This is a genomic window from Pontibacter pamirensis, assembly GCF_010015475.1.
Taxonomy (GTDB): domain Bacteria; phylum Bacteroidota; class Bacteroidia; order Cytophagales; family Hymenobacteraceae; genus Pontibacter; species Pontibacter pamirensis.
Genome location: NZ_SSNI01000059.1, coordinates 1 through 20,300 on the forward strand (window position 1 = coordinate 1; position 20,300 = coordinate 20,300).

Annotated in this window: 18 protein-coding genes; 5 read left to right on the plus strand and 13 right to left on the minus strand. The window is 51.1% G+C overall.

Translation table 11 applies throughout. The features are described 5' to 3' along the window. The coding region (locus tag E1919_RS25435) for a PQQ-dependent sugar dehydrogenase (RefSeq protein WP_202915996.1) at nt 1-857 on the plus strand (857 nt) is incomplete at its 5' end. A gap of 307 nt (nt 858-1,164) precedes the next feature. Here E1919_RS25435 and E1919_RS25440 read toward each other — a convergent pair. Continuing rightward, complete coding sequence (locus tag E1919_RS25440) at nt 1,165-1,635, minus strand: hypothetical protein (protein ID WP_162056230.1); 471 nt, start codon at nt 1,633-1,635, stop codon at nt 1,165-1,167. Between the two features lie 98 nt (nt 1,636-1,733). Between E1919_RS25440 and E1919_RS25445 the strand changes: the two genes are divergently transcribed. After that, nucleotides 1,734-2,117, plus strand: a complete 384-nt coding sequence (locus E1919_RS25445) for a response regulator (protein ID WP_162056231.1) — start codon at nt 1,734-1,736, stop codon at nt 2,115-2,117. Nucleotides 2,118-2,176: 59 nt separating this feature from the next. On the opposite strand, the gene E1919_RS25450 is transcribed toward E1919_RS25445, so the two are convergent. The 4 genes from E1919_RS25450 to E1919_RS25465 all read right to left on the minus strand — a co-directional run bounded on the left by E1919_RS25450 (nt 2,177) and on the right by E1919_RS25465 (nt 7,234). Beyond that, on the minus strand, nt 2,177-2,749 hold the full coding sequence (locus tag E1919_RS25450) for a heme NO-binding domain-containing protein (RefSeq protein WP_162056232.1): 573 nt from the start codon (nt 2,747-2,749) through the stop codon (nt 2,177-2,179). Nucleotides 2,750-2,997: 248 nt separating this feature from the next. Next, nucleotides 2,998-5,529: a PAS domain-containing protein gene (locus tag E1919_RS25455; protein WP_162056233.1), complete on the minus strand. Its 2,532-nt coding sequence runs from the start codon at nt 5,527-5,529 to the stop codon at nt 2,998-3,000. Between the two features lie 321 nt (nt 5,530-5,850). Continuing rightward, the gene (locus tag E1919_RS25460; protein WP_162056234.1) at nt 5,851-6,687 is read right to left on the minus strand and encodes an anti-sigma factor; all 837 of its coding nucleotides are present in this window, start codon (nt 6,685-6,687) and stop codon (nt 5,851-5,853) included. After that, complete coding sequence (locus tag E1919_RS25465) at nt 6,680-7,234, minus strand: RNA polymerase sigma factor (RefSeq protein WP_162056235.1); 555 nt, start codon at nt 7,232-7,234, stop codon at nt 6,680-6,682. Before E1919_RS25465 ends, E1919_RS25460 begins: the two co-directional genes overlap by 8 nt. Before the next feature lie 706 nt (nt 7,235-7,940). On the opposite strand from E1919_RS25465, the gene E1919_RS25470 reads away from it, so the two are divergent. Then, nucleotides 7,941-8,966, plus strand: a complete 1,026-nt coding sequence (locus tag E1919_RS25470) for an endonuclease/exonuclease/phosphatase family protein (protein ID WP_162056236.1) — start codon at nt 7,941-7,943, stop codon at nt 8,964-8,966. 903 nt (nt 8,967-9,869) lie between these two features. On the opposite strand, the gene E1919_RS27775 is transcribed toward E1919_RS25470, so the two are convergent. The 3 genes from E1919_RS27775 to E1919_RS25480 form a co-directional block, all read right to left on the minus strand. Continuing rightward, a complete protein-coding gene (locus E1919_RS27775; RefSeq protein WP_237144853.1) occupies nt 9,870-10,280 on the minus strand; it encodes a hypothetical protein in 411 nt (136 codons plus the stop codon). A gap of 251 nt (nt 10,281-10,531) precedes the next feature. Continuing rightward, nucleotides 10,532-11,218 carry a transposase gene (locus tag E1919_RS25475; protein ID WP_237144854.1) on the minus strand — a complete coding sequence of 229 codons (687 nt, stop codon included), beginning with the start codon at nt 11,216-11,218 and terminating at the stop codon, nt 10,532-10,534. 122 nt (nt 11,219-11,340) lie between these two features. Next, nucleotides 11,341-12,147, minus strand: coding sequence for a carbonic anhydrase (locus tag E1919_RS25480; protein WP_162056237.1), 807 nt, complete (start codon nt 12,145-12,147; stop codon nt 11,341-11,343). A gap of 665 nt (nt 12,148-12,812) precedes the next feature. Here E1919_RS25480 and E1919_RS28080 point away from each other — a divergent pair. Next, nucleotides 12,813-13,082: a hypothetical protein gene (locus tag E1919_RS28080; protein ID WP_162056229.1), complete on the plus strand. Its 270-nt coding sequence runs from the start codon at nt 12,813-12,815 to the stop codon at nt 13,080-13,082. A gap of 42 nt (nt 13,083-13,124) precedes the next feature. Here the strand turns inward: E1919_RS28080 and E1919_RS25490 are convergent, their stop codons facing one another. From E1919_RS25490 to E1919_RS25505, 4 genes are all read right to left on the minus strand, one after another. Continuing rightward, nucleotides 13,125-14,042, minus strand: a complete 918-nt coding sequence (locus E1919_RS25490) for an alpha/beta fold hydrolase (protein WP_162056238.1) — start codon at nt 14,040-14,042, stop codon at nt 13,125-13,127. A 284-nt stretch (nt 14,043-14,326) separates the two neighbouring features. Next, complete coding sequence (locus E1919_RS25495) at nt 14,327-14,752, minus strand: ATP-dependent DNA helicase (RefSeq protein WP_162056239.1); 426 nt, start codon at nt 14,750-14,752, stop codon at nt 14,327-14,329. Between the two features lie 407 nt (nt 14,753-15,159). Then, nucleotides 15,160-15,363, minus strand: coding sequence for a hypothetical protein (locus E1919_RS25500; RefSeq protein WP_162056240.1), 204 nt, complete (start codon nt 15,361-15,363; stop codon nt 15,160-15,162). Nucleotides 15,364-16,536: 1,173 nt separating this feature from the next. Further along, nucleotides 16,537-16,746, minus strand: a complete 210-nt coding sequence (locus E1919_RS25505) for a hypothetical protein (protein WP_162056241.1) — start codon at nt 16,744-16,746, stop codon at nt 16,537-16,539. A 461-nt stretch (nt 16,747-17,207) separates the two neighbouring features. Here E1919_RS25505 and E1919_RS25510 point away from each other — a divergent pair, with 461 nt between their 5' ends. Beyond that, nucleotides 17,208-18,953 (plus strand): sensor histidine kinase, encoded by a 1,746-nt coding sequence (locus E1919_RS25510; protein WP_162056242.1) that lies wholly within the window; start codon nt 17,208-17,210, stop codon nt 18,951-18,953. A gap of 66 nt (nt 18,954-19,019) precedes the next feature. Here E1919_RS25510 and E1919_RS25515 read toward each other — a convergent pair whose 3' ends face one another. Beyond that, entirely contained in the window at nt 19,020-20,180 is a 1,161-nt protein-coding gene (locus E1919_RS25515; protein WP_162056243.1) for an IS110 family RNA-guided transposase, read from the minus strand. Nucleotides 20,181-20,300 lie beyond the last annotated feature (120 nt).

The window sequence follows — 20,300 nt, forward strand, 5'->3', positions numbered from 1 at the left end:
ATGATTCCGTGCTGACAGGTGCCTTTGTGCCCTTCGGCGTGGCCACTGAGCCGGGCGAGGTGATAAAAGGGGTGAAGCTTTGCGGCGGCTCTATCCTCTCCTTTAACCCCACAGACCCGATGGGCACGGTAGAGACGCACTCCTGGGGCTACCGTAACCTCATCGGGCTTGCCTGGGACAAAACCACCGGCGCGATGTACGCGGCGGAGAACGGCTACGACATTCGGGGCTCGCGGCCGGTGAAGGATTACCTGGACGCCAGTTTGCGCGTGCAGAAGGGGGTGTGGTACGGCGTGCCGGACTTCTCGGCAGGACGCGAGCCGCTCACGCTCGAGAAATTCGAGGTGCCCGACAGCCTGCAGGCCATGGTCTTTGTGAGCGGGCAGCCGGTGGGCAAGAACCTGGAGTTCGTCATCGACCACGAGGCCAGCGGCCTTACGCCGCCGGACCCTTCGGTGGTGCTGGGAAGGCATGAGTTCAACTCCTCGCCGAGCATGATGGACGTGGCACCCCCCTCCTGGGGTGAAATGGCAGGGCACGTGTTCATAGCCGAGTGGGGAGACCTGGCACCGCCAACCAACCCTTTGAGGGGGAAAGACCCTGCCGGTTTCCAGGTAGTGATGGTGGACCCGGCCACAGGGCACCTGCAGCCATTTGCACGTAACATATTGCCAGGGCCTGCTTCAGGGCAGGGGAGCACAGGAAAAGGGCTGGACCGGCCTTTTGATGTACAGTTCGGCCCGGACGATGCCATGTACATAGTGGACTACGGCGTGGTGACCATAGACATGAGCAAGGCGCCGCCTTATGCCTATGAGCCTGGTACCGGTGCCATCTGGAAGGTAAGCAAGAAGTAGTGAGTTGTTCAATAATGTTATTTAATATAAAAAGCCCCTCTGGTATTTATATCCAGAAGGGGCTTTTTATATTTCTCGCTCTTTGAGAGCAGGTTTAGATGCCTGTTACCGGCACTGCGATTTTTGTCTGCCGGTCCCGCAGAAGCCACAGCCTTACGGAATATCATGCTAGCCTTAAGTGCAGTGTTTGGTTTTATAAGCTTTGAGGTTTGATTGAAAGTTGCGCAGAGGTAACATGGTTCATAGTGGAGATACAGCACAACCAAAGCACATTGCTAGAAGTGCTGTACAGTGCCTGCTTTACGCTTTAGTCAATTCTGTGGACCTTGCCGGTGTTCCCGTAGGGTTCTTGCGTGTCAGAGGTGAGCACGTAGACTTCACCCTCTGAATCCTGGCCGAAGCCTAGCAGGAAAGAGTTCAGCTGACCGTTAGGAGTGTTGGCAAACTCCACCTCATCAAAGTCCTCCAGAACCTCCCCCAGACGTGGCTCTGCTGTAAACACCTTGCCGTTCGGTACCTCGTGGGAAGTACTCCAGGTGCCGAAGATGTAGCGGCCGTCCCACATGGGCAGCTCATTTCCGCGGTACACGTAGCCTCCTGCTATCATCAGGCCCACTCCTTCACCGCCACCGTGGTGGCCACCGCCGCCATGACCGTGCTGGATGGTCTTAAGCTGTATCACCGGCAAAGACAGCGGAATCCCACGTACATCAATGTCAGGACAGCTCTCAAACGGGTGGAGGGGGGCTTCTGCATTGAAGCACAGCGTTCCCTCCATTGCCGCGGCCTCCCGCTACTCCAAGGAGAACAAGAGCCAAAGGGAGAAGCTTTCCGCTCACGATACAAAGAATACTTCCATGTTTAGCGCGAAAAAGAATGAAACAGCCTAAGGCAGTGCTGGCGGTAGGTGATGACAGCTTCTCGGCCCGTCTGGCTGAAGCGGTGCTGAAGAAGTCAGGCGTGGAGGCGGAAATCATGACCGCCAGGCATGACCGCCAGGCGCTGGCGATTGTGCAGGCAGCATGCCGGAGGGCCAGCTGCCCGGAGTTGGTCCTGCTGGACATCCACATGCCCGAAATGGACGGCTTTGAGTTCCTGGTGGAGCTTCAGGAGCAAGCGGATTTAGACTGTGCCGCTATGAAAACCATTATGGTTAGTTCTTCACTCTGCAGCCTTGAGCTGGCGAGGGCATGTGGCTTCCCCGTGATTGGGTGCATAGAGAAGCCGATTACCCCAGACAAGATAACCGGGTTTCTTTAACATCTCCCCCAAGTGGTTATCTATAAACAATACCTGCCATTTTACAGGCCTTCAAAGAGCTACAGCAGGAAGTCCACACTTATCTGGACCCTTTCCTCCCCCACCGGCGTCAGCAGCGTGACCTCCACCTTATCGCTCTCGTCATAGTATTTGGCAATGCCTTTGATGATGCCAACGGCCACAGCCGCCATCCTGCGTTTGGAGTGGTAATCCACAATCAACTGCCTGCTGCCCTTCTTTGTCACCAGCAGCAGGGGCGGTGTTGCTCGGCTGTCCTTCTCCCTGACGGCAGCGTGCATGGCCGCTTCTGTGTTGAGCAGCATGTCGTAGGTGCGCCACTCCGGGCGCATGTGCTTTTTGTATACCAGCAGCAGGTCCGGCACCAGCGACTCCCCGTACTGCTCCATCAGCTGGTGCGGCGGGACCCTCATCAGCTCAGAGGCTTTGCCTACAATGGCAGCGATTTCGCCGGTGGGGTATGTCTCGTCCATCTGGTAAGGGGCGTGTTTTATGCCGGCCGCCTCCAGCAGGTTCACCCATGTGCTATAGCCATACAAACTCTCCACAAAACGCTTGAGCAGGACGAAAATGGAGCCATGCATCCTGTCCTTGTGTATAATATTATCCTCCATGCACTGTTCTTTTATACCCTCTCTTTTGTTCCTGAAAATAAGTAACTAGACGCAAGATAAGCACCACAGAGGCTAATTGAAAGTATGGTTAACACTGGCTCACCAGCCATTCCATCGCCAGAGCTTGGCTGCTAAAGTTCTGCAGGTCGAACGGCAGCGCCTGCGGTTGGCTGATGTGCCAGATGTTGTGCTGCGCTGTGTTATACACGGAAGCGCTGGGGACTGCACCCGGGCCTTGATTCCTTCTACTACAGCAAAGGCCGTTCAGCCGTATGGCTGTTCTGTCTGAAGTAGATGCTGAACAGGGTGCCTTCTCCCTCCTCGCTTTTAACTTTGATTTTTCCTCCTGCATTGTCTATTATCCTTTTCACCATGTAAAGCCCAACGCCGGACCCTTCCACGTGGTCGTGGAAGCGCCGGAACATCGTGAAAAGCTTGCCTTGTTGCTCGGCGCTGAGGCCAAGTCCATTGTCTCTGACCTGCAGCACAACATACTCGCCTTCCTCGTGGCACCTGACATCTACTGTAAGCGCTCTTTCCGGGTGCCGGTATTTGACGGCGTTCGAGAGCAGGTTGTAGACGATGCTGCGCAGGTTCTTCTCAGAGAAAGTAACGGTATTGCACGCTTCGACGGAAACACCAATTTTTGCCCCTGACTTCAGGATGATTTGTGCCATGTCTTGCCTCACTTCCTGTATCACCTCTTCAAGGCTTACAGACGCCTCCCTGCCAGGTTCATCCTTCTGAAGCTTGGAGATATGCGTCAGGCTGTCAATTGTCTTCTTGAAGCGGGCAATGGCTCCCCTCATCATACTGATGATTGTCCTCAAATCTCCCTGCTCCAGGCTCTGCCGGGGAAGCTCAAGCAGCAGCTCCTCCATCAGCATCTCGATGTTAGAGATAGGGGCTTTCAAATCATGGGACGCGGTGTAGATAAAGTTGTCCAGGTCAGCATTGATGTGGGTGAGCTGCTTGTTTGCCGCCGCCAGCTCTTTGGCAATGCCCCTGGCTTCCTCTTCACTTCTCTCCAGTGCCTTACGTGCCGCAACCTGCTCGGACACGTCCATGACCAGCGAATAAAAACCGACGACCTCACCGTTGCGCAAATCGGGGACATAACTGACGCGGATGTGTCTCAACCCTTCCTTATAGGGCATGGCTGCCTCATAATCGACCTTTTCTCCAGCCAGTGCGCGCTTGATGTTTCCTTTTATTTTTTCATAAGCCCTGTCTCCTATCACCTCAGCAATAGGTTTATCGACGATGCTTTCCCCCTTCAGGTCAAACCATGAACCGTACATCTTATTTGCAAAGCGGTACTTCTTCTTCCTGTCCAGGTAGCTGATGAGTACCGGCAGGGAATCCGTGATGAGCTGCAACTGCTGTGCAGAGGCCTCAATGGACCTTCTGGCTTCTACTTGATTCGTCACATCATGGGCGTAAACCAGCACCCCGTCTACCGTTCCCTCCCCATTGCGCCTGGCCAGGTAGGTGAAGGTCCAGAAAATCTCTTCCAGTGGGCCTCCCTCATGGCGGGCCAGCATCAGGGGGAGTTCGCTGGCGACATAAGTCTCCCCTGTCTGGTACACCCTGCTCAGAATGGAAGGAATGACGGTGCCTTCCACTTCGGGAAGGGCCTTTAGCAGCGGTTTACCCTGGATATCCCTTCCGGGGAAAATCTGCTGATAAACCGGGTTCACCAGCTGGAAGACCAGTTCAGGTCCATCTAAGATGCAGATCGCTGCCGGAGCATGCATGAACAGGCCCTCTAACTGCTGCTTCTGGCTCAGGGTTTCTGCCTGCGCCAGAAGCAGATCCTGGGTCCTGCTCTTTACCCGCCCCTCCAGCTCCGAGTTCAGGGCCTGCAGGGATTCGGCGCTTTTCTCTACCTGGCGGCGGGCCTCCACGAACTCCGTTACATCCAGCGCGAAAATGAGCATGCCGCTGATTTGCCCCTGGGCATCATAGAGCGCCTGGTAGATGAAGTTCCAGTAGATGTCCTCCGTGGGCTGCCCTTCATACCTGGCTACCGGAATCAGGACCTCTTTCCCTTCGAAGGTCTCTCCTGTGGTAATAACGTTTTGCACGATAGCATACACGGGCTGATCCCTTAGCTCAGGGAGTGCCTCGAAAAGCGGCAGGTTTAGCATCTGACGTCCCGGAAAGAGCTGCTGGTAGGCACTGTTGATGACCTTGTACACCAGTTCCGGACCCTCCAGCATGGCAAAAGCAGCAGGCGCCTGTTCAAACAGGCGCTCCAGGCGCAAGCGCTGCTGCTCGGCCTGCGCTAATGCTTCCTGCTCCCTTTTCCGGCTTTGCCCCAACAGGTCCTTGGCCTTTACTGCTTCCGAGACGTTTACCGTCTCATGTATCATACAGCGCACTTCCCCCTGTTCGTTCAGGACAGGGGTGTTGGTGGTGCTCCAGAAGCGCTCCATGAAAGCGCCTGGGTTGGCGGGGTCAGGAATGTCATACTGGAAGACGTCCATCGAGTGCGGCTTCCCTGTGGTGAGAACCTGCTGAAACGAAGCCATCAGGCTACTGGAGGATGAAGACTCTGGTACATGGGGGTTGTCTGGAAACACATCAAAAACATACCGCCCCACAATGTTTTCTCTCTCGGTCAGCGTCTCCTGCAGGTAGGCGTTTGTAGCCGCCCTGATGACAAGGGTTGGGGACAGCACGAGTAGTAGCCCCGGCAGTGTTTCGAATATCTTTTGTAATGGCAAAGCCTCGGCATCATTCTCCTCTTGCTGTGTGGGCTGTAAGCTGTTCAACATTGTAGGCTGTGTTTTAAAGGTCTCATTGCGCTGCAGTACCCGTAGTTCTCTATTGTAGCTAACCTTAACGAGCAACGGACTTCCCAGTCTTATGCCAAAGTTACAAGCTTTTGCAGTACAGTGCATCAAATAGTGAAGGAGGAAAACAGGGGAGTTCAGACCAGTCTGAATGCCGGCCACGGCGGGAGGCATGCTGTAGATAGCGAATCAAGCGTGATAGTTTGCAAGAGTACACCAATTCCAGCAGAAAGCTGGTTTTGAATGGTCGTGCTGCAGTCTTTCATTACACCTGTTGCTGAGCCGCCAAGGCCCAGAGATGATTCAAGACTTGACTTCTCCCATTACGTAGAGTTGCTCAAGGGTAGGGTTAACGCTTCCGCCGGCTGGTTCCAGTGTAACAGCAAAGGCTTGTGCGGCACCGATTTCCTTCATCTGCTGCAGCGAAAGCTGGTTGCTTTCCATGTTAATCAGGCCGGCGTCAATTGGCTTTCCATCCAGCAAGGCCCACAGCTGGTATTGCTTACCGGCAGGCGGAGCAGGCAGCTGCACTGCACCTACATACACCTCCCGCTCTTCCGGGTTCCAGTATACCAGCACATCAGCTTCCGGGTGAGCCTCCACGCCCTGCAACCTTACAGGCTGAAAATCGGCATTACGCAGCACACGCAGCACCTGCTCCTGCTGCTGTAGTTGATAGGAGGTGGTTTGATAGTTCTGGGCCAGCGTTTCCTGTGCCGTTAATGCCTGCGCTAGCTTTTCCTCTGCTTCCTGCCAGTTCTGGTAAAAGCGGATGCTCATAAAGCCAGATAAGAGGAACAGCGCTATGCTGGCGGCAAGCATCCATTTATAGGCCGAACTCCCGCGCTCATCCTCCACCGGGTAAAGCGGCCGCACCGACTGCTGCTTCTCTTCCTCTATTGCTACAGGGGACTGGGCCACAATCTGACCAAGCACTCTCGCCTTCAGGGCAGGAGGTGGCTGTACGGCATGCAGGGCAGCGTAATGCTCCATCACGGCACAGGCTTCATCTAAGGCGGCGCGTACTTCCGGTGAATTGGCAGCCACACGCTCTATTTCCAGGCGCTCCTCCTCACTAAGTGCACCTGCGGCATACAGTTCCAGCACTCCGGACGCTATGTAGTCCTCTTCTTTATTCACGTTCTCTAAACAGTTTTCCCAGTGTTTTTATTGCACTTCTAGCCCTTGTCTTCACAGTGCCCAACGGAATGTTAAACTCCTCCGCAATTTCGCTCTGCGTGAGTCCCTCAAAGTACATCAGGTCGATGATCTGCTTCTGATCGGGGTTTAGCTTCTCCGTTACTTCCCGCAGGCCGATGTGCTCCGGCTTGAATCCGTCGGAGCCGTAGGTTGCACGGAGAGAGGCAGGCATTTCATTTGTCTTCTGACTTACGCGGTATTGCTTGGAGCGGATTTTATCGATGGCAAGATTCCTGCAGATGTTGATCATCCAGGTGAACAGCCTGCCCTTGGAGGAATCATAGCTTTGGAAAGAGCTCCAGATTTTGACGAAGGCCTCCTGCAGCACATCTTCGGCTGTCTCCTCTTCCTTCACTATCTGTAAGACTACACCAAACAACGTAGGGCTGTACATGTCATACAACACAGAGACAGCAGAGGTATCCTGCGAGCGGAGACGGGCTACCAGTTCCTCCTCCGTGTTATTTTTGGTTGGTTGGTTCTGCAATGTCTTAAAAATTGGGCGCTGCCTGGGGCAGTCAGGTGCTCGAATGTAAAGAAAATTTCGGAAAACTAATCCTACTAACTATTCCTGACATAAAAGGTTTCTGTAGCGGCGTTTCCACGGAAAAGGGAACCACTTGCGTCCATACCTAGAAGCACCTTCCCGTCTTGTTCCGTGCAGCTGGGGAGAGCAGGTATGGCCGGAAGGCTCTGGCGAACCTTTAGGCTTTACTCTGCTCCACTTTTGACCCTTCCTAAAATGGGAGGAGCTCATTTACCGCAAAGCAGGGGATAGCTGCTTTTTGTGTCTCTGATCATTCCGGGATGAGGCGTTAGAGTAATGCCCAGGCCCGTCAAATCTAAGTCGACTACATCTCCGATGCAGTTGAGAGATACTCTGCTGCCTTGAAAGTGGGTTGTAATTTTATACTGAAGCACAAAAAGCCGCTTCTTTTACGGGTCCTCCCGCATAGGAAAGGCCGAGGGCTATCCTCTTGAAGAAGGCGTCAAACACACGCTTGTTCATACAAGTCAAAATTAAAACTTTAACTAGATATGCCTATCATGAATCCTGCAGTCAAATGTAGCAAGTCCACTTACAGCCTGTAAAAGAGGAGTAGGCGTCCCTGAAAAGAGCTTCAGAACACAAGCCCCAGAAGGGCTCCCAACCCTAAAAGCCCGAAGGGCGTTTACAGAAGAAAAAAAAGTGAATGCAGACCATAAGACGTACTCTCTTCTACTTCGTGTTAGTGACGGGAACCCTGTTGATTATCGCCACCATGCTCTCGCTGATTTACGATGTCCGGTTCTGGTATATCAAGGCGCTGGACTTCCCGCGGCTACAGGTGCTTCTCGGTTTACTCGCATGCCTGATCATATTTGCTGCTGTGAACAAAGGGTGGAGGCTTGCATCGATGCTGTTCCTGCTGGGACTCACGGCGTCCCTTGTGCTGCAGGCCCGCTTCATTCTCCCATACACGCCTCTGGCTAGTGAAGCGGTAGAGACCGTGGAGCCACATTCCGTGGAGAAAGGCAGGAGCGTAAGCCTGCTTGTGGCAAACGTGTGGATGAAGAATGATCAGGCGAAGGCATTTTTAGACATCGTATATGAACAAAACCCGGATATTGTGCTGGCCATGGAGACAAACAAATGGTGGACGGAGCACCTGGCCCCTCTCCAGGATAACTACCCCTACACCGTGTTGTACCCCCTGGACAACACCTACGGCATGGCCCTCTACTCCAAGCTCCCGCTGGCAGATACACAGATAAAGTTTTTGAGCCACGAAGAAGTGCCCTCCATCCACACGAAGGTAAGACTTCCTGATAACTCCTTCTTCATGCTGCACGCCGTGCACCCGGTGCCTCCAAAACCGAGCGAGCACCCGGATAATGTGGGGAAGGAAGAGGTGGCCCTGCTGAAAGTTGGGGAGACAGTGGCGCAAAGCCAGCTACCCACGGTGGTGGCAGGGGACTTCAATGACGTGGCCTGGTCCCGGACCTCCCGTTTGTTCGGCACAGACAGTGAACTGGGAGACGTTCGGATAGGAAGGGGGCTCTACAACTCTTTTGACGCAACCTCCCGTGTTCTCCGGTGGCCGCTGGACCACGTCTATGTCTCCAGGGAGTTCGGCGTGCTTGAGTTAGAGAGACTAGGCAAGTTTGGCTCCGACCATTTCCCAATCTTTGTGAAGCTAGTCATTCGGGAAGGAGAGGAAGGCCCTTTACGGCAATAAATACCTGAACGTAGTGCGGCTGCAGAGCACTTCCTTTTCACCTCCTCCTGCAGCGCCTGGCAATGAAGGATTTTGGGGCTTCTTAAAACCGGACCCTTCGATTCCAGCGTGTAGGGGCTGTTTCACCTATAGCCAATGTTATGAATAAAGGCGTGCAAAGGAATTGTGCGGCAATTCTTTTTGCTTAACTTTGGCGCATTACGTTTGTTTTCAAAGCTTGGAAATGGCAGAGGTCTTACTTCTGCCATTTTTATGAGCATAGGCTCCTAGCACCTTCCCTTTTGGTTTAGTAATACCCTTCTTTGAAGATGTGTTCCTGTAGCCACAGAAACCTCTTGCCATGCCTTTGCCTGAGAGGTAAGTATTCGCAACTCATACTTATAAAAATGAAGATTACAAAAGGAAAGAAGATGTTAGAAGCAGCCAGATAGAGCGCCTAGATAAATAATACGTAAAAAGAGATGCCACTTTTTTTCAATAACAGCGACTAAAAATAGGTTTAGAACTTCACAAGGCTTCTTTTAGGTACATAGTAATAATACCAGGAACCTAGCCCGGAACGCAGTGGAAGAGCGGGGCTCCGGTAATGTCTTGGGCAAATAGATTGGAAGCTCATACCCACTTTCCCTAGACAACATTTTCCTAACTGCGCGCAGCGAGTTAAGCCACCTTTTGCGCGTGGGCTAAATAGCTTTAGCTACTCCTGTTTATCATAAAGCAGCTTAGAGCATGTTTAAATTTCGTTTTTGCAAGCGAAAACTGACCATAAAGGGTTCTGGCGAAACGGTTTTAGAGCTTCATAGCAGCGCTATGGAGCGAGAAAACTGTGAAGTCAGGTTCCTTTAGGGGCGGTTTGCAGCGCGAAGGATGAATTTTAAACATGCTCTTATCTCGACTTTAGCATTAAGCAGCATTAGCCAGCACATGCTGGAAATGCTGTAGCAAAGGCTGTGGTATTTTCACCATCTCTGCCTGTTTACCAGATGTTGAAAAATCAATTTTCTGCCACAGAAGCCTTCTTACGGCGGCTATCGCGTCACTGAAAGTGGGCTTCTCTTTTTTGTACCATGCCGCCGTGCCTACCAGCAGCATCCCTTGTCTTTGCAGCCTGTCAGCCAGTAGCGTGATGATGGAAAAAAGCCCCAGCAGCACGGGTGTGGTACGTTCAATCGCTTTCTCAGACCACTGCCGTTGGGTCTCTACCCCCAGGTGTGCCCTTGTCTCTTCCAAGGTAACCTCTACTGAACATCTTCTGGCAAAGTAGACAACTACTATCTCTGGTGTTAACTCCAGGTCGGTTGAGAGCAGGGCCACCGGGGGCAGCTTTCCCTCCAGGCCTGAGCAAAAGCACCCACCTTAGAGGCACCACCGGCTTTCCGCTATGATACCAGAGAGCTGTCGCCGTGGCTATTTCCATGTCTTTGTCACCATGACCGTACCAGTTGGTCAGCCTTACCTTCTTCCATTTTGTAGTACCACACTGGAGCACCTGCTGCAGGGTTGGCAGCCTTTCCCCCTTTTTCCTGCTGCGCCCTGGCTTGCCTGGCTCACGGGCCGGAGCAGGCTCATAAAGTGCCGCATCCAAACGCAGCCTGGTGATAGGTGACATGGCTGCGCACCGCTGCCAGCAGCTCTATCACAGCATAAGAACTGTCTCCCACGGCGATCACCTCCCGCCCCGGCAGCCAGCGCTTTAACTGCAGGAGCATCTGGCGGGCCCAGTCGGTGACTTTCTTGTGCCGCTTTCCTGCTTGACTGGCATAGCGCCCGCTGGGGGCCAGTACCGTCAGAAAAGGCAGCGCCCACACCCGCTCTGCCCAACTGAGAGGCACCAGCAGCATCAGGCTAACCCAGCGCAGCCCGCTGCACTTGACAAAGTGGGAGTGGCTGCTGCGTGCGCTGTCTCTATAGATGCCCCTCTTCTTTATCCTGCTTCCCCATCTGCGCTCTACCGTCTCATCTATCCCTACCACAACCGGACCCTCTGCCAGAAAAGTATGCAGTAACTGCCCCAGCAGAATACGCGCTCTGCTCAAGGCACACCACCTGGCCAGACTCAGCACCCGGTGGTACTTGTGGTACTTTGTCTCCTGACTCAGCCCAAGTACCCGCAAGACAGAGGTAACGGTGCGTTTTCCCGGCGCTAAAATAGCCCCTGCTAAAAGAAGGCGGGCATGGGAAAAGACCGGTTTGGAAAACAAACCAGAATACGCTACCATTAGTGTTAGGAACTCATCGGGAAAGCTGGACATGGCAAGATTTGTTTGGTCGCAATCTTAACCTGACCGCTTCTTGGTGAGTTCTATCGTTTTATATAAATGCTAAAGTCGAGCTCAGAACTTTCAGATTTATTTCGCTGTGTTTACTATCGGTGCTACTGCATGGTCGTGAATACTCTCCGGTTCTCCAGTTCCTGCACAGGTCTGGCAGTATTGGAATATATTTCTGTGTACATGGCAATCTGCTCTGCTGAAGCAGGAATTGCCTCTTCAAATAAAATCCAGGTGACCCCTACAGTACAGGGTGGAGTGGTTAGAGAACCGATGTATGTATAATATTTCTGAGAAGGCGGTATATAGTCTGATAAAGTAATATCTACCGCTGTTTCAACCGGTACCCCTTCTTCTTCCGGAACTTCAGTGAGAATCTTCTCAATGAAAGGGTTGGCTGTTTCAGCTTCTTCTATGAAAATTCCCAGCACTACCAGGTCGTCACCACCGACTTCCTGGTGTACGAGGTGCATTTCCATGGGAAAGTATTCACCATCATAAGCGTGTTCAGAGGGGGCGTGAAAATGAAGTTGCATAAACTTGTACTCTTTCTCATCCACGACAATCATGCTGGTCTCTGCCCCATAAGCCTGAATGGTATGACCATTATCCACGATGGTCATAGCAAAAGGCTCATAGTTATATTCAATATCCCCCAATTGAGCTGGAATTGCATCATCGGGCTCAATATTAATCGGCGATTGCACATTCGTGGCACAATCTGTATTTTCAATGTCCTCCCAGTTGATATTTTCATAGTTCCACATTCCTTCTTCACCTGCTGCTTCTTCAGCTGCTACCGGCTCGTCGAGCACCTGCTCTTCTTCAGCAACTTCTTCCTCAGGAACACCTCCACATGCCACCATACCTGCCGTCATGCAGGCGAAGAGGAAGAGTTGAAGTGAATTCATTCTTTTGACTTTTGTATTGTTCGTTTTCATTATTATTCGGTTTAATATTAACTGATATTAATACTACCTTCCAGACCAGAAACTGTTTGAAGAAGCGTTTCCACATGCACGGTAATAATGTTATTCTGAGCAAAGCCTGAGAAGCAAAAGCAAAATAAAAGAGGGAAAAATAAAAGGGTCTTTTTCATATTAAAAAGTCCTAAAGGTTAAAAAATGATGCTGATAACAAAAATGCGGGCATTGAAAAACTCCCATCAAGTTGCCCAACCGGATTCCTTAAATTAAAAGACAATACGACCCCACAACTGAATTGTTTACAAGGCAACGCTTAGAAGCTGTTTTAAAACCAATTTGAGAGCTATTTTAGGAACAGAGTTCATAGCCATAAAGACCATTTCCACAGTGTTGAAGCAGTTTTACGGTATTTAAGTTTTCCGCTTGAATAGGTTTTTAAAACAGTCTCTAACGTTTAGTAATAAAAACAGGGGCACTTTATCTAACCTTTCGGTAAAGTAAAGGGTCGTTTATTTTACTCTACACAGTATTTAAAAACCTGCTCTACATATAGCCTCTCATTAACATAATCGGCGTTATAGAACAGCTCTAGCTACACCTGTGATCAATTCAGCTTTTTAGTTCAACCTTGCCTTCATCTCAACATTCCCATGCTTTGCGGGACAGCTATACATGGGCGGTTGTTATGGGCAAATTATGCTTGCGTTAACTGTTCCATTGTAGACTGGCTGCCGGAAAGAGCGGGCGGTAGAAGAGTCCTTCTTCTACCGCCAATCCCTGTCCCAGAGGGTGAGCAGGAAGGCAAGGTTACCTTAGATGACATTATCACGCACACTCTGCCGCTGGAGCAGGCGGCGGATGGGCACCAGATCTTCAAGAAGAAAGAAGACAACTGCGTGAAGGTGGTGCTCAAGCCTTAGCCTGCTGCTTTGCCCCTGGAACAGGCTTGAATTCAGGTAAGGTCATTTATTTCGGTTTAACAGCCAAAAACTACCGACTGACAGCGCCAGACCCACACCCAGCACAGCGGTCCAGCTTCTGGAGGTGGCAACGTGGGTGTTATCCTCCAAACATAAAGAAGGCAGGTTCTCGCCGCTGGTTACCGCCAGAACCAAGCGTACTGTTTCCTCGGGCGTGTCCCATTGCGGGAAGTGGCCGCTACGGGCAAACCAGTGCAGGCGTGCGTCCGGGAACAGGGCCAGGGCCCGCGGGGCCTGCTGCGGGGGGCACACCCGGTCGTGGCGGCCCCAGCCGATGACAAGTGGCGCTTGGATAGAACCTCGCGGCGCCCCTTGCTGCTGCTCACCGTAAGCAAGCTGATACAATAGTTCGTTGAAGGAAGGAGAGGCTGCGAAGGCACGCATCTCGTCAAGCGCCAGTTTAGGGGGCAGGTGCCAGGGGCGAGCCGAAAATTGTGCGAACAGTGCTGTGCGGCCCACGGGGTTGCCGGTGAGGGCGGGCATGAGGGGTTGGAGCAGGCGCACCAGGCGCACCGAGGCCGCCACCGAATAGTAGAAAAACGGGACTTCCCAGCTTCGCCAAAACCCACCGGGGTCAAGCGAAACTACCGCGCCCAGCACACCTCCCCGCCGGGCCAGCTCCAGCACCAGGCGTGCGCCCATCGAACTGCCCACGGCATCAATGCCCAAAAGATTGTTGAGTCTCAGAAAGTCAGTGAGGGCATCCGCCAGGGTGCGGGTGGATACTTCGCCAGCCAGAGGTGGGGTCGCACCGTGGCCGGGCAGGTCCACTGCAACAACCTCGCGGCCTGCGTCTGCCAGCGTGTCGAGGATAAGCTGCCAAGAGCGCCAGCTGCCCCCGATACCGTGAATGAGCAACAGCGGCTTTCCCGCGCCGCGCCGGATGTAGTGCATATCCATACCTGAACCTGAAATATAGCTGTGTGGGTGTGAGACTGCCTGGGTTTACGGGTTAGGGATTGCCGGGTTATGCTTGCCCATCTAGGTTAGCTGGTGAAGGCGGAAAGAAGCAGAGATAACACTACTTAGATTCAAACCTCTCTCCATACTAAAACAGCAGAAAAATACCTCCCCGAGTACCAAAACGACACCACTGATCTAGGATCTGGTTTTTTTTCATAACAGACATTATGTTTAGTTCAGAGATTAATCACACCTGTTGTTGAGCCGCTAAGGCCTGATTATTACGCAATATCCTGCTTGAGTAAATAGGCCAAGGCTGTCTGCCGGGCGGCGGTGCTTTGCTTGTTCACCGCCAGTGCCAGCGCCTTCCTTGTCCCCACGAACACGGCCAACTTCTTTGCCCTGGTGATGTTGGTGTAGACCAGGTTCCGGAACAGCATCCCGAAATGCTGCGTGACCACAGGAATGATGACACTCTCAAACTCACTGCCCTGTGACTTGTGAATGGTGATGGCATAGGCCAAATCCAGCTCCAGCAAATGCTCCTTTGTGTACCTTACTTCCTTTACCTCCTTGCCTGCCCTGAAGCTCACCGACAGCTCCATCTCCTCGTTGTCTGCCTGTATGATGGAGCCGATGTCCCCGTTGAACACGTTCTGGTCATAGTTGTTGCGCTTCTGGATTACCCTGCCCCCCTCCCGCAGCACCCTCCCCCCCTACCAGTAGCTGTGCTTTTCCCATGACGTTTCTTTTGTTATTTTAAGAATAGCTCCAGGGAATGTATTTCCTGATTAAGATTTTTCTGTACGGGATTCTCAGCCGAGATCACCAGTTAATTCACCAAATGCCCATGCATAGCAAGAGCCTATACATTCCAGCCCGGATTTCAGGGAGGACTTTACAAGTTCCATTTAAGTAAGGGGCTTGTTTTCTGAAGCAGACTCAAGATAAGCAGAATCAAGATGCTAAAGAGCTTCAGTTGTCATGCTTATTCAACAGTGCTCGCGCTATCCATGGATTTCAGGACGAGGCAGCGCAACACCGTGTTGCGTCTTGTTGCGGTTAGCATATAGGCCGCCGAAACAGGTATAGACTTCAACAAGCAAACTAACTCCTATGCCTGGACAATCCTTTTACCTGCACTTATACCCTTCTCTGTGATGGTGTAGGTGCAGGGGGAAGCCCCATCGAGGATACTGATGTGCCCGCTTTCGACTAACTCATCGACCAGCAGCTGCAGCTGGTTGCCATCGGCTGTGACGCCCAGGTTCTCCTCTTTTGCCAAGTCGTCGATAGTGAGCGTTTCGTGTTTGTTCAAGGTGCTTAGAACTACTTCTCGGTTAAGGCTGGTCATGGTATCTGATTTAAAGTTTACAATCTATCTTACGAAACTACTTTGTGAATGAAAGGGACAGGTTTATTCCAGGTCAGAAGCGGATTTCAGCTAGTGCGGCCAGCTCCTAAACCTAACTCTGTCAAACGACTTGTAGGGAATTACCCTTTGGATGTGTTTTTACTTTTAACTGGCCTTAGAAACGGTTTTTATACTTATGTATGTAAGTGTTATACGTACTCTGAATAAAAAAATACTGATGTTTCACTTAGTGTGCATTTCCTAAGGCTGGAGCCGGCCTGATGTAAAGAGCTACCCCGCTGGCTTGGTACCTGATGTCGCCGCACCCCAGCAAAGGCATCACATGCGTGTTGAACTTTTCCATTTACTGCAAAATTAGCATAAGGCAACTGAAGGTCGTCTGTCCCAAAGCTTTCCCGTTAAAAGTGTAACAGAATCAGTGGTCAAGACTACAAACCATAAACACCCGGTTTGTAAACAGTCGGTGTGAGTTGAGCTGCCGTCCAAAAAAAAATCATAGCATATTTTAGGAAGAAAAGCTCACTGTTAAATATAAACCAGCTTATGGGCCACAAGCATGAAAGGCCCCTCATCCTGAGGAGCCTTTGCTTTTAAAAAAATACAATTACACACCCTTTCTTACGGACACACATGCCAAAAGATTAGCAAAAGCTGTGCGGACGCCAGACTTTGTGTCCGTATAACGTCACTGATGGTTTAAGAGGGAGTACGCATCAGGTGAAACTGCTTTTGCGCAGGACAATGATTTCTTTACTGACAGCTACATCCTCGGGAAAGTATGAGTCCCGCCAAATCACACTTTCATAGGGCATGGTTTCCAAAGGTAGGGACCTCCTGTCTCTGGCGAAGGGGTTGGCGCGGCATCCAATGTTTTCAACGCTATTGCTCCAGCTTTGCATAGTTGCTGCTAAATCGCTGGAATGGGGAATATATGACAAGGCTTATGGTAGCTATTCTATAAAATAGTGTTTGGTTTATGCTTAGCGTTGCGGAAGCTTTGTTTGCCTTCCTGAGCCTTTCATGTTGAGTCAACGGAAGAAGGCTATATGCCCGATAGGAAAAAGACGCGGAGCGGGCTGTTCTGTTCAGCTGGCCGAAACGGGGGCTCCTTCTGAGCTAGCGTCCCTGTCCTATTATTTCCGTGGCGAAGGCATGCGCATGGGCCTCTGTCTCAAAGCCCATTTCGTCAGGTTCCCTGCTGCCCTTCTGTTTTAACTCGCTAAGGGAAGTGTAGCATACCACTTCGAAATCAAAGACTTCCTCCACGCCCTCCGGCACTCCGGGGGTCTGGCTGGGGCGCTTCTTGAAAAAGACGGCGTACTTCATATTCCGATGCTTTACAGGTTGAACAGCACGTAAGCGCTATTTGATATCCTTTTTTAGATACTGTATACATGTTCCCTGCATCAAAAGGTTTGAAGCCTGTTCCACCGGCTACAGGCGCCAGGGCTCCGCGGCAGCGGGAAGTCTAACCCCTAAGCAGGAACGGGTATGACACTGGCTCCATGTTCATGACAATTTAGCATTAATTATTTTTTTTAATTTATCTCTTTCTGCTCATCGGCTACCTCTTTTACTGATCCCTTCCCGTAGGAGAGGTTAATGGCTATGCGTTTGAAGGAGGCATTGAATACTCGTCTTTCCATAATAGGCAAATGTAGAACTTTAAATAAATCTGCCTATCAAAAGCCTCCAGTCAAATGTAGCAAGTCCAGTTTTATGACACATTGGGTGACCCAGACAAAGCACTGGCTTATTACTCAAGCGCAATTGAAAGCCTGAGAAAGATGAAACACCTTGACTACCGCCACTTACCCTGGCTGTACATGACCCAGTGGAATATGACCTGGGCTTACCTGGGGAAGGGTGACATGGAGAACTCCTTTGCCTCTGCCTATAAAGTCAAAGACATAGCAAGCGCGTACAATTTACCTACCTCTTATCAGAATGCGCCTTTCAGCCAGCTCCTTACTTTACATGTTGCCTTTGGTAAGCTAAAGGAAACACAAGCGCTTCTGGATGCTAACCCACACCTCTTCTCCTTCTTTTTAAGCCATGATTATGAGCATGCCTTTTATGGTTTAAAAGCTGATCTTTTCAATAAAGCAGGCCAAGTTGATTCTGCGGATAAGTACTATCGCCTATCTATCGCCACTGTCGGAAAATCTGTTCACTTCTGGACTCCAGGGAAGCATTTGAAGTATGGTCATTTTCTGTTAAAAGAAGAAAGACTACCAGAGGCCATTGCCCAACTCGAAATAGCCAAGTCAAAAAGCGTGGAGTTCCAAAACCTCCAAGACCTTGTGACATCTTACAAAGCATTGGATTCTGCTTACTTCAGTTCCGGAAATATCTGGAAAGCATACCAGCACAAAAGGCTGTACCACCGCCTCAACGACAGCCTGCAACAACTCAGCAAGGATAAAGAAGTGGCACTGCTAGAGGTGCAAAATGAGCAGAAGAAGCTAGATCAGGCACAACTGGAGAGACAGGCACAAAGAGAGTACCGTAACCGCATCCGAACATACAGCCTTCTATCGGGGCTGGGGGTACTGCTGTTGTTTTCAGGCATTTTGTACCGAAACAACCGCAAGAAGAAGAGAACAAACACACTGCTGAAGCAGCAAAAGGAAAAGACTGAGCAGGCCCTGCATGAGCTCAAAGTCACACAGGCCCAACTGGTGCAAAAAGAAAAAATGGCCTCTTTGGGAGAACTCACTGCCGGTATTGCTCATGAAATACAGAACCCCCTCAACTTCGTCAATAACTTTTCTGATGTCAACACAGAATTGGTTGTTGAGTTGAAAGAAGCGTTGTCTTCAGGTAATAAAGTGGAGGCTATTTCTATTGCTGGTTATATTCAGGATAATGAGCAGAAGATAAACTTACATGGCAAACGTGCAGATGCCATTGTGAAAGGCATGCTGCAGCATGCCAGATCTTTTACAGGAAGAAAGCAACTGACAGTTGTAAATGCCTTAGCTGAGGAATACCTGCGCCTGGCGTACCACGGCATTAAAGCCCAGGACAAGGACTTTACCTGCACCCTCATAACTACCTATGACCAGAACCTGGAGAAGGTGGAGGTTGTGCCGCAGGAGCTGGGACGGGTGCTGCTAAACCTCTTTAACAACGCCTTCTACGCGGTACAGCAGAAACAAAAGCAGAGGCAGGTGCAAGTCGGATTTGATGAAGCAGTCTATAAACCAATTGTGAACGTAAGCACCAGTCAGCAGGAAGATCGGGTGGAAATACGGATGCGTGATAATGGGACAGGTATGCCGAAGAGCGTGGAGAGCAAGGTTTTTCATCCGTTCTTCACAACAAAACCTTCAGGGCAAGGCACGGGACTAGGCCTCTCGATCTTCTACGATATCATCACGAAAGGGCATGGCGGTGAAATGAGAGTAGCCTCTGAGGAAGGTGAATGGGCTGAGTTTACAATTTCTATTCCTTATACGCCTACATCTAAAGAACTGCTCACAGCTTCTACCGCTCCTCTCCCACTTGAAGATACTTATCCACAGCCATAAAATCTTTGTGGATAAGGTACTGTTTTGAAAGTCAAGGATTTTAGTTGAATTTTTCTTATCTTACCCTTACCTGAAAAAGAGCTCCTGGCCGATAGGTGCTGGATGCTCATCTTGTGTAGCCCTGGCAAGAGTCGGGGCTACTGTGTTTTTGTCAGCTCCGCTGACACCTGAAAGAGAGGCTCCGGCCTCCAGGCTTTGGATGTCTCCTTTGGGGGTTTGCTGCGCGTAGCGGTCCTGGTTCCAAACCTCATTTTTCTTCCATAAAGTGTAAATCAGAATCAGTAGCTTCTTCTGCACTGCCACATAGGCCAGCATCTTCTTTTTCCCCTTCCCCGTCAGGCGATCATATAGCGCCCGGAAAACCGGCACGTTTCGTCTCACTGCATGCAAAGCCGGCATGTAGAGAATGCGCCTAATGTGGCTGTTGCCCTGCTTGGAAATCCTGGTCCTGCCGTTCCTCTTCCCTGACTGGTTCTCCACCACGTCATAGCCCGAGTAGCTGACGAGCTGCTTTTGGCTGGTGAAGAGGGCAAAGCCGTTTGTCTCGGCAATAACGGTGGCCGCCGTCAGCAAACCCACCCCTTTGATGGTGGTCACCTTCTCTACCTTGTCACTGAGCAAAGGATCCTCTTCGACGGTGGCCTTTATTTCCTCCTCAATAGCCTGCAGCTGCATGTCGTAGAGCTTTAGGGTTTTCTGGAGCCTTCGCTGCGTGGTCTTACTTGCTAGCATGGAGTGGGTCTCAGCGTGGAGGCGGTTACTGACCTCGGTGCGCATCTGATGAATCTGCTCATGCTCCCGGGTGAGTTTGCGCAGCAGGTAGAGCTGACAGCTCATGGGCTGCCAGGGTGCCAGGTTTCTTTCCGCCCCCATGTGAGCCAGGGCTTTGGCGTCAACCTTATCGTTCTTGGACTTGTGGCCCAGGCTCCTGGTATACTGCTTGACCCTGTTTGGAAGTACGATGATTACCTTCCGTTCCGCCTGATGCAGCTGCCAGGCCAGGTTTTCATGGTATACCCCGGTGGCCTCCATGATGAAGAGTAGCTCCACTGATGGATCTGCCCACTTGCTCACCCACTTGCTTAAATCAGCAAAGCCTTTGGGGGAGTTGGGGAACTTGCGGGAGGCTTTCACCACTACGCGCTGCTCATGGGTGAGCACCGAGAAGCAGGCGTCAAACTTGTCTTTGGCGATGTCAGCGCCCACCGATTGCTTGATGGTTTTCATGGCATGGGAAGTTTAAAAATGAAAAAGGGACTCGGAACCAGCGCTCTTCCCAACACTTCTCTCATGGTTTTATGCCAGATCATCTCAAAAGTGAGATGTCTGTAAGGTACTGTCTTAAAA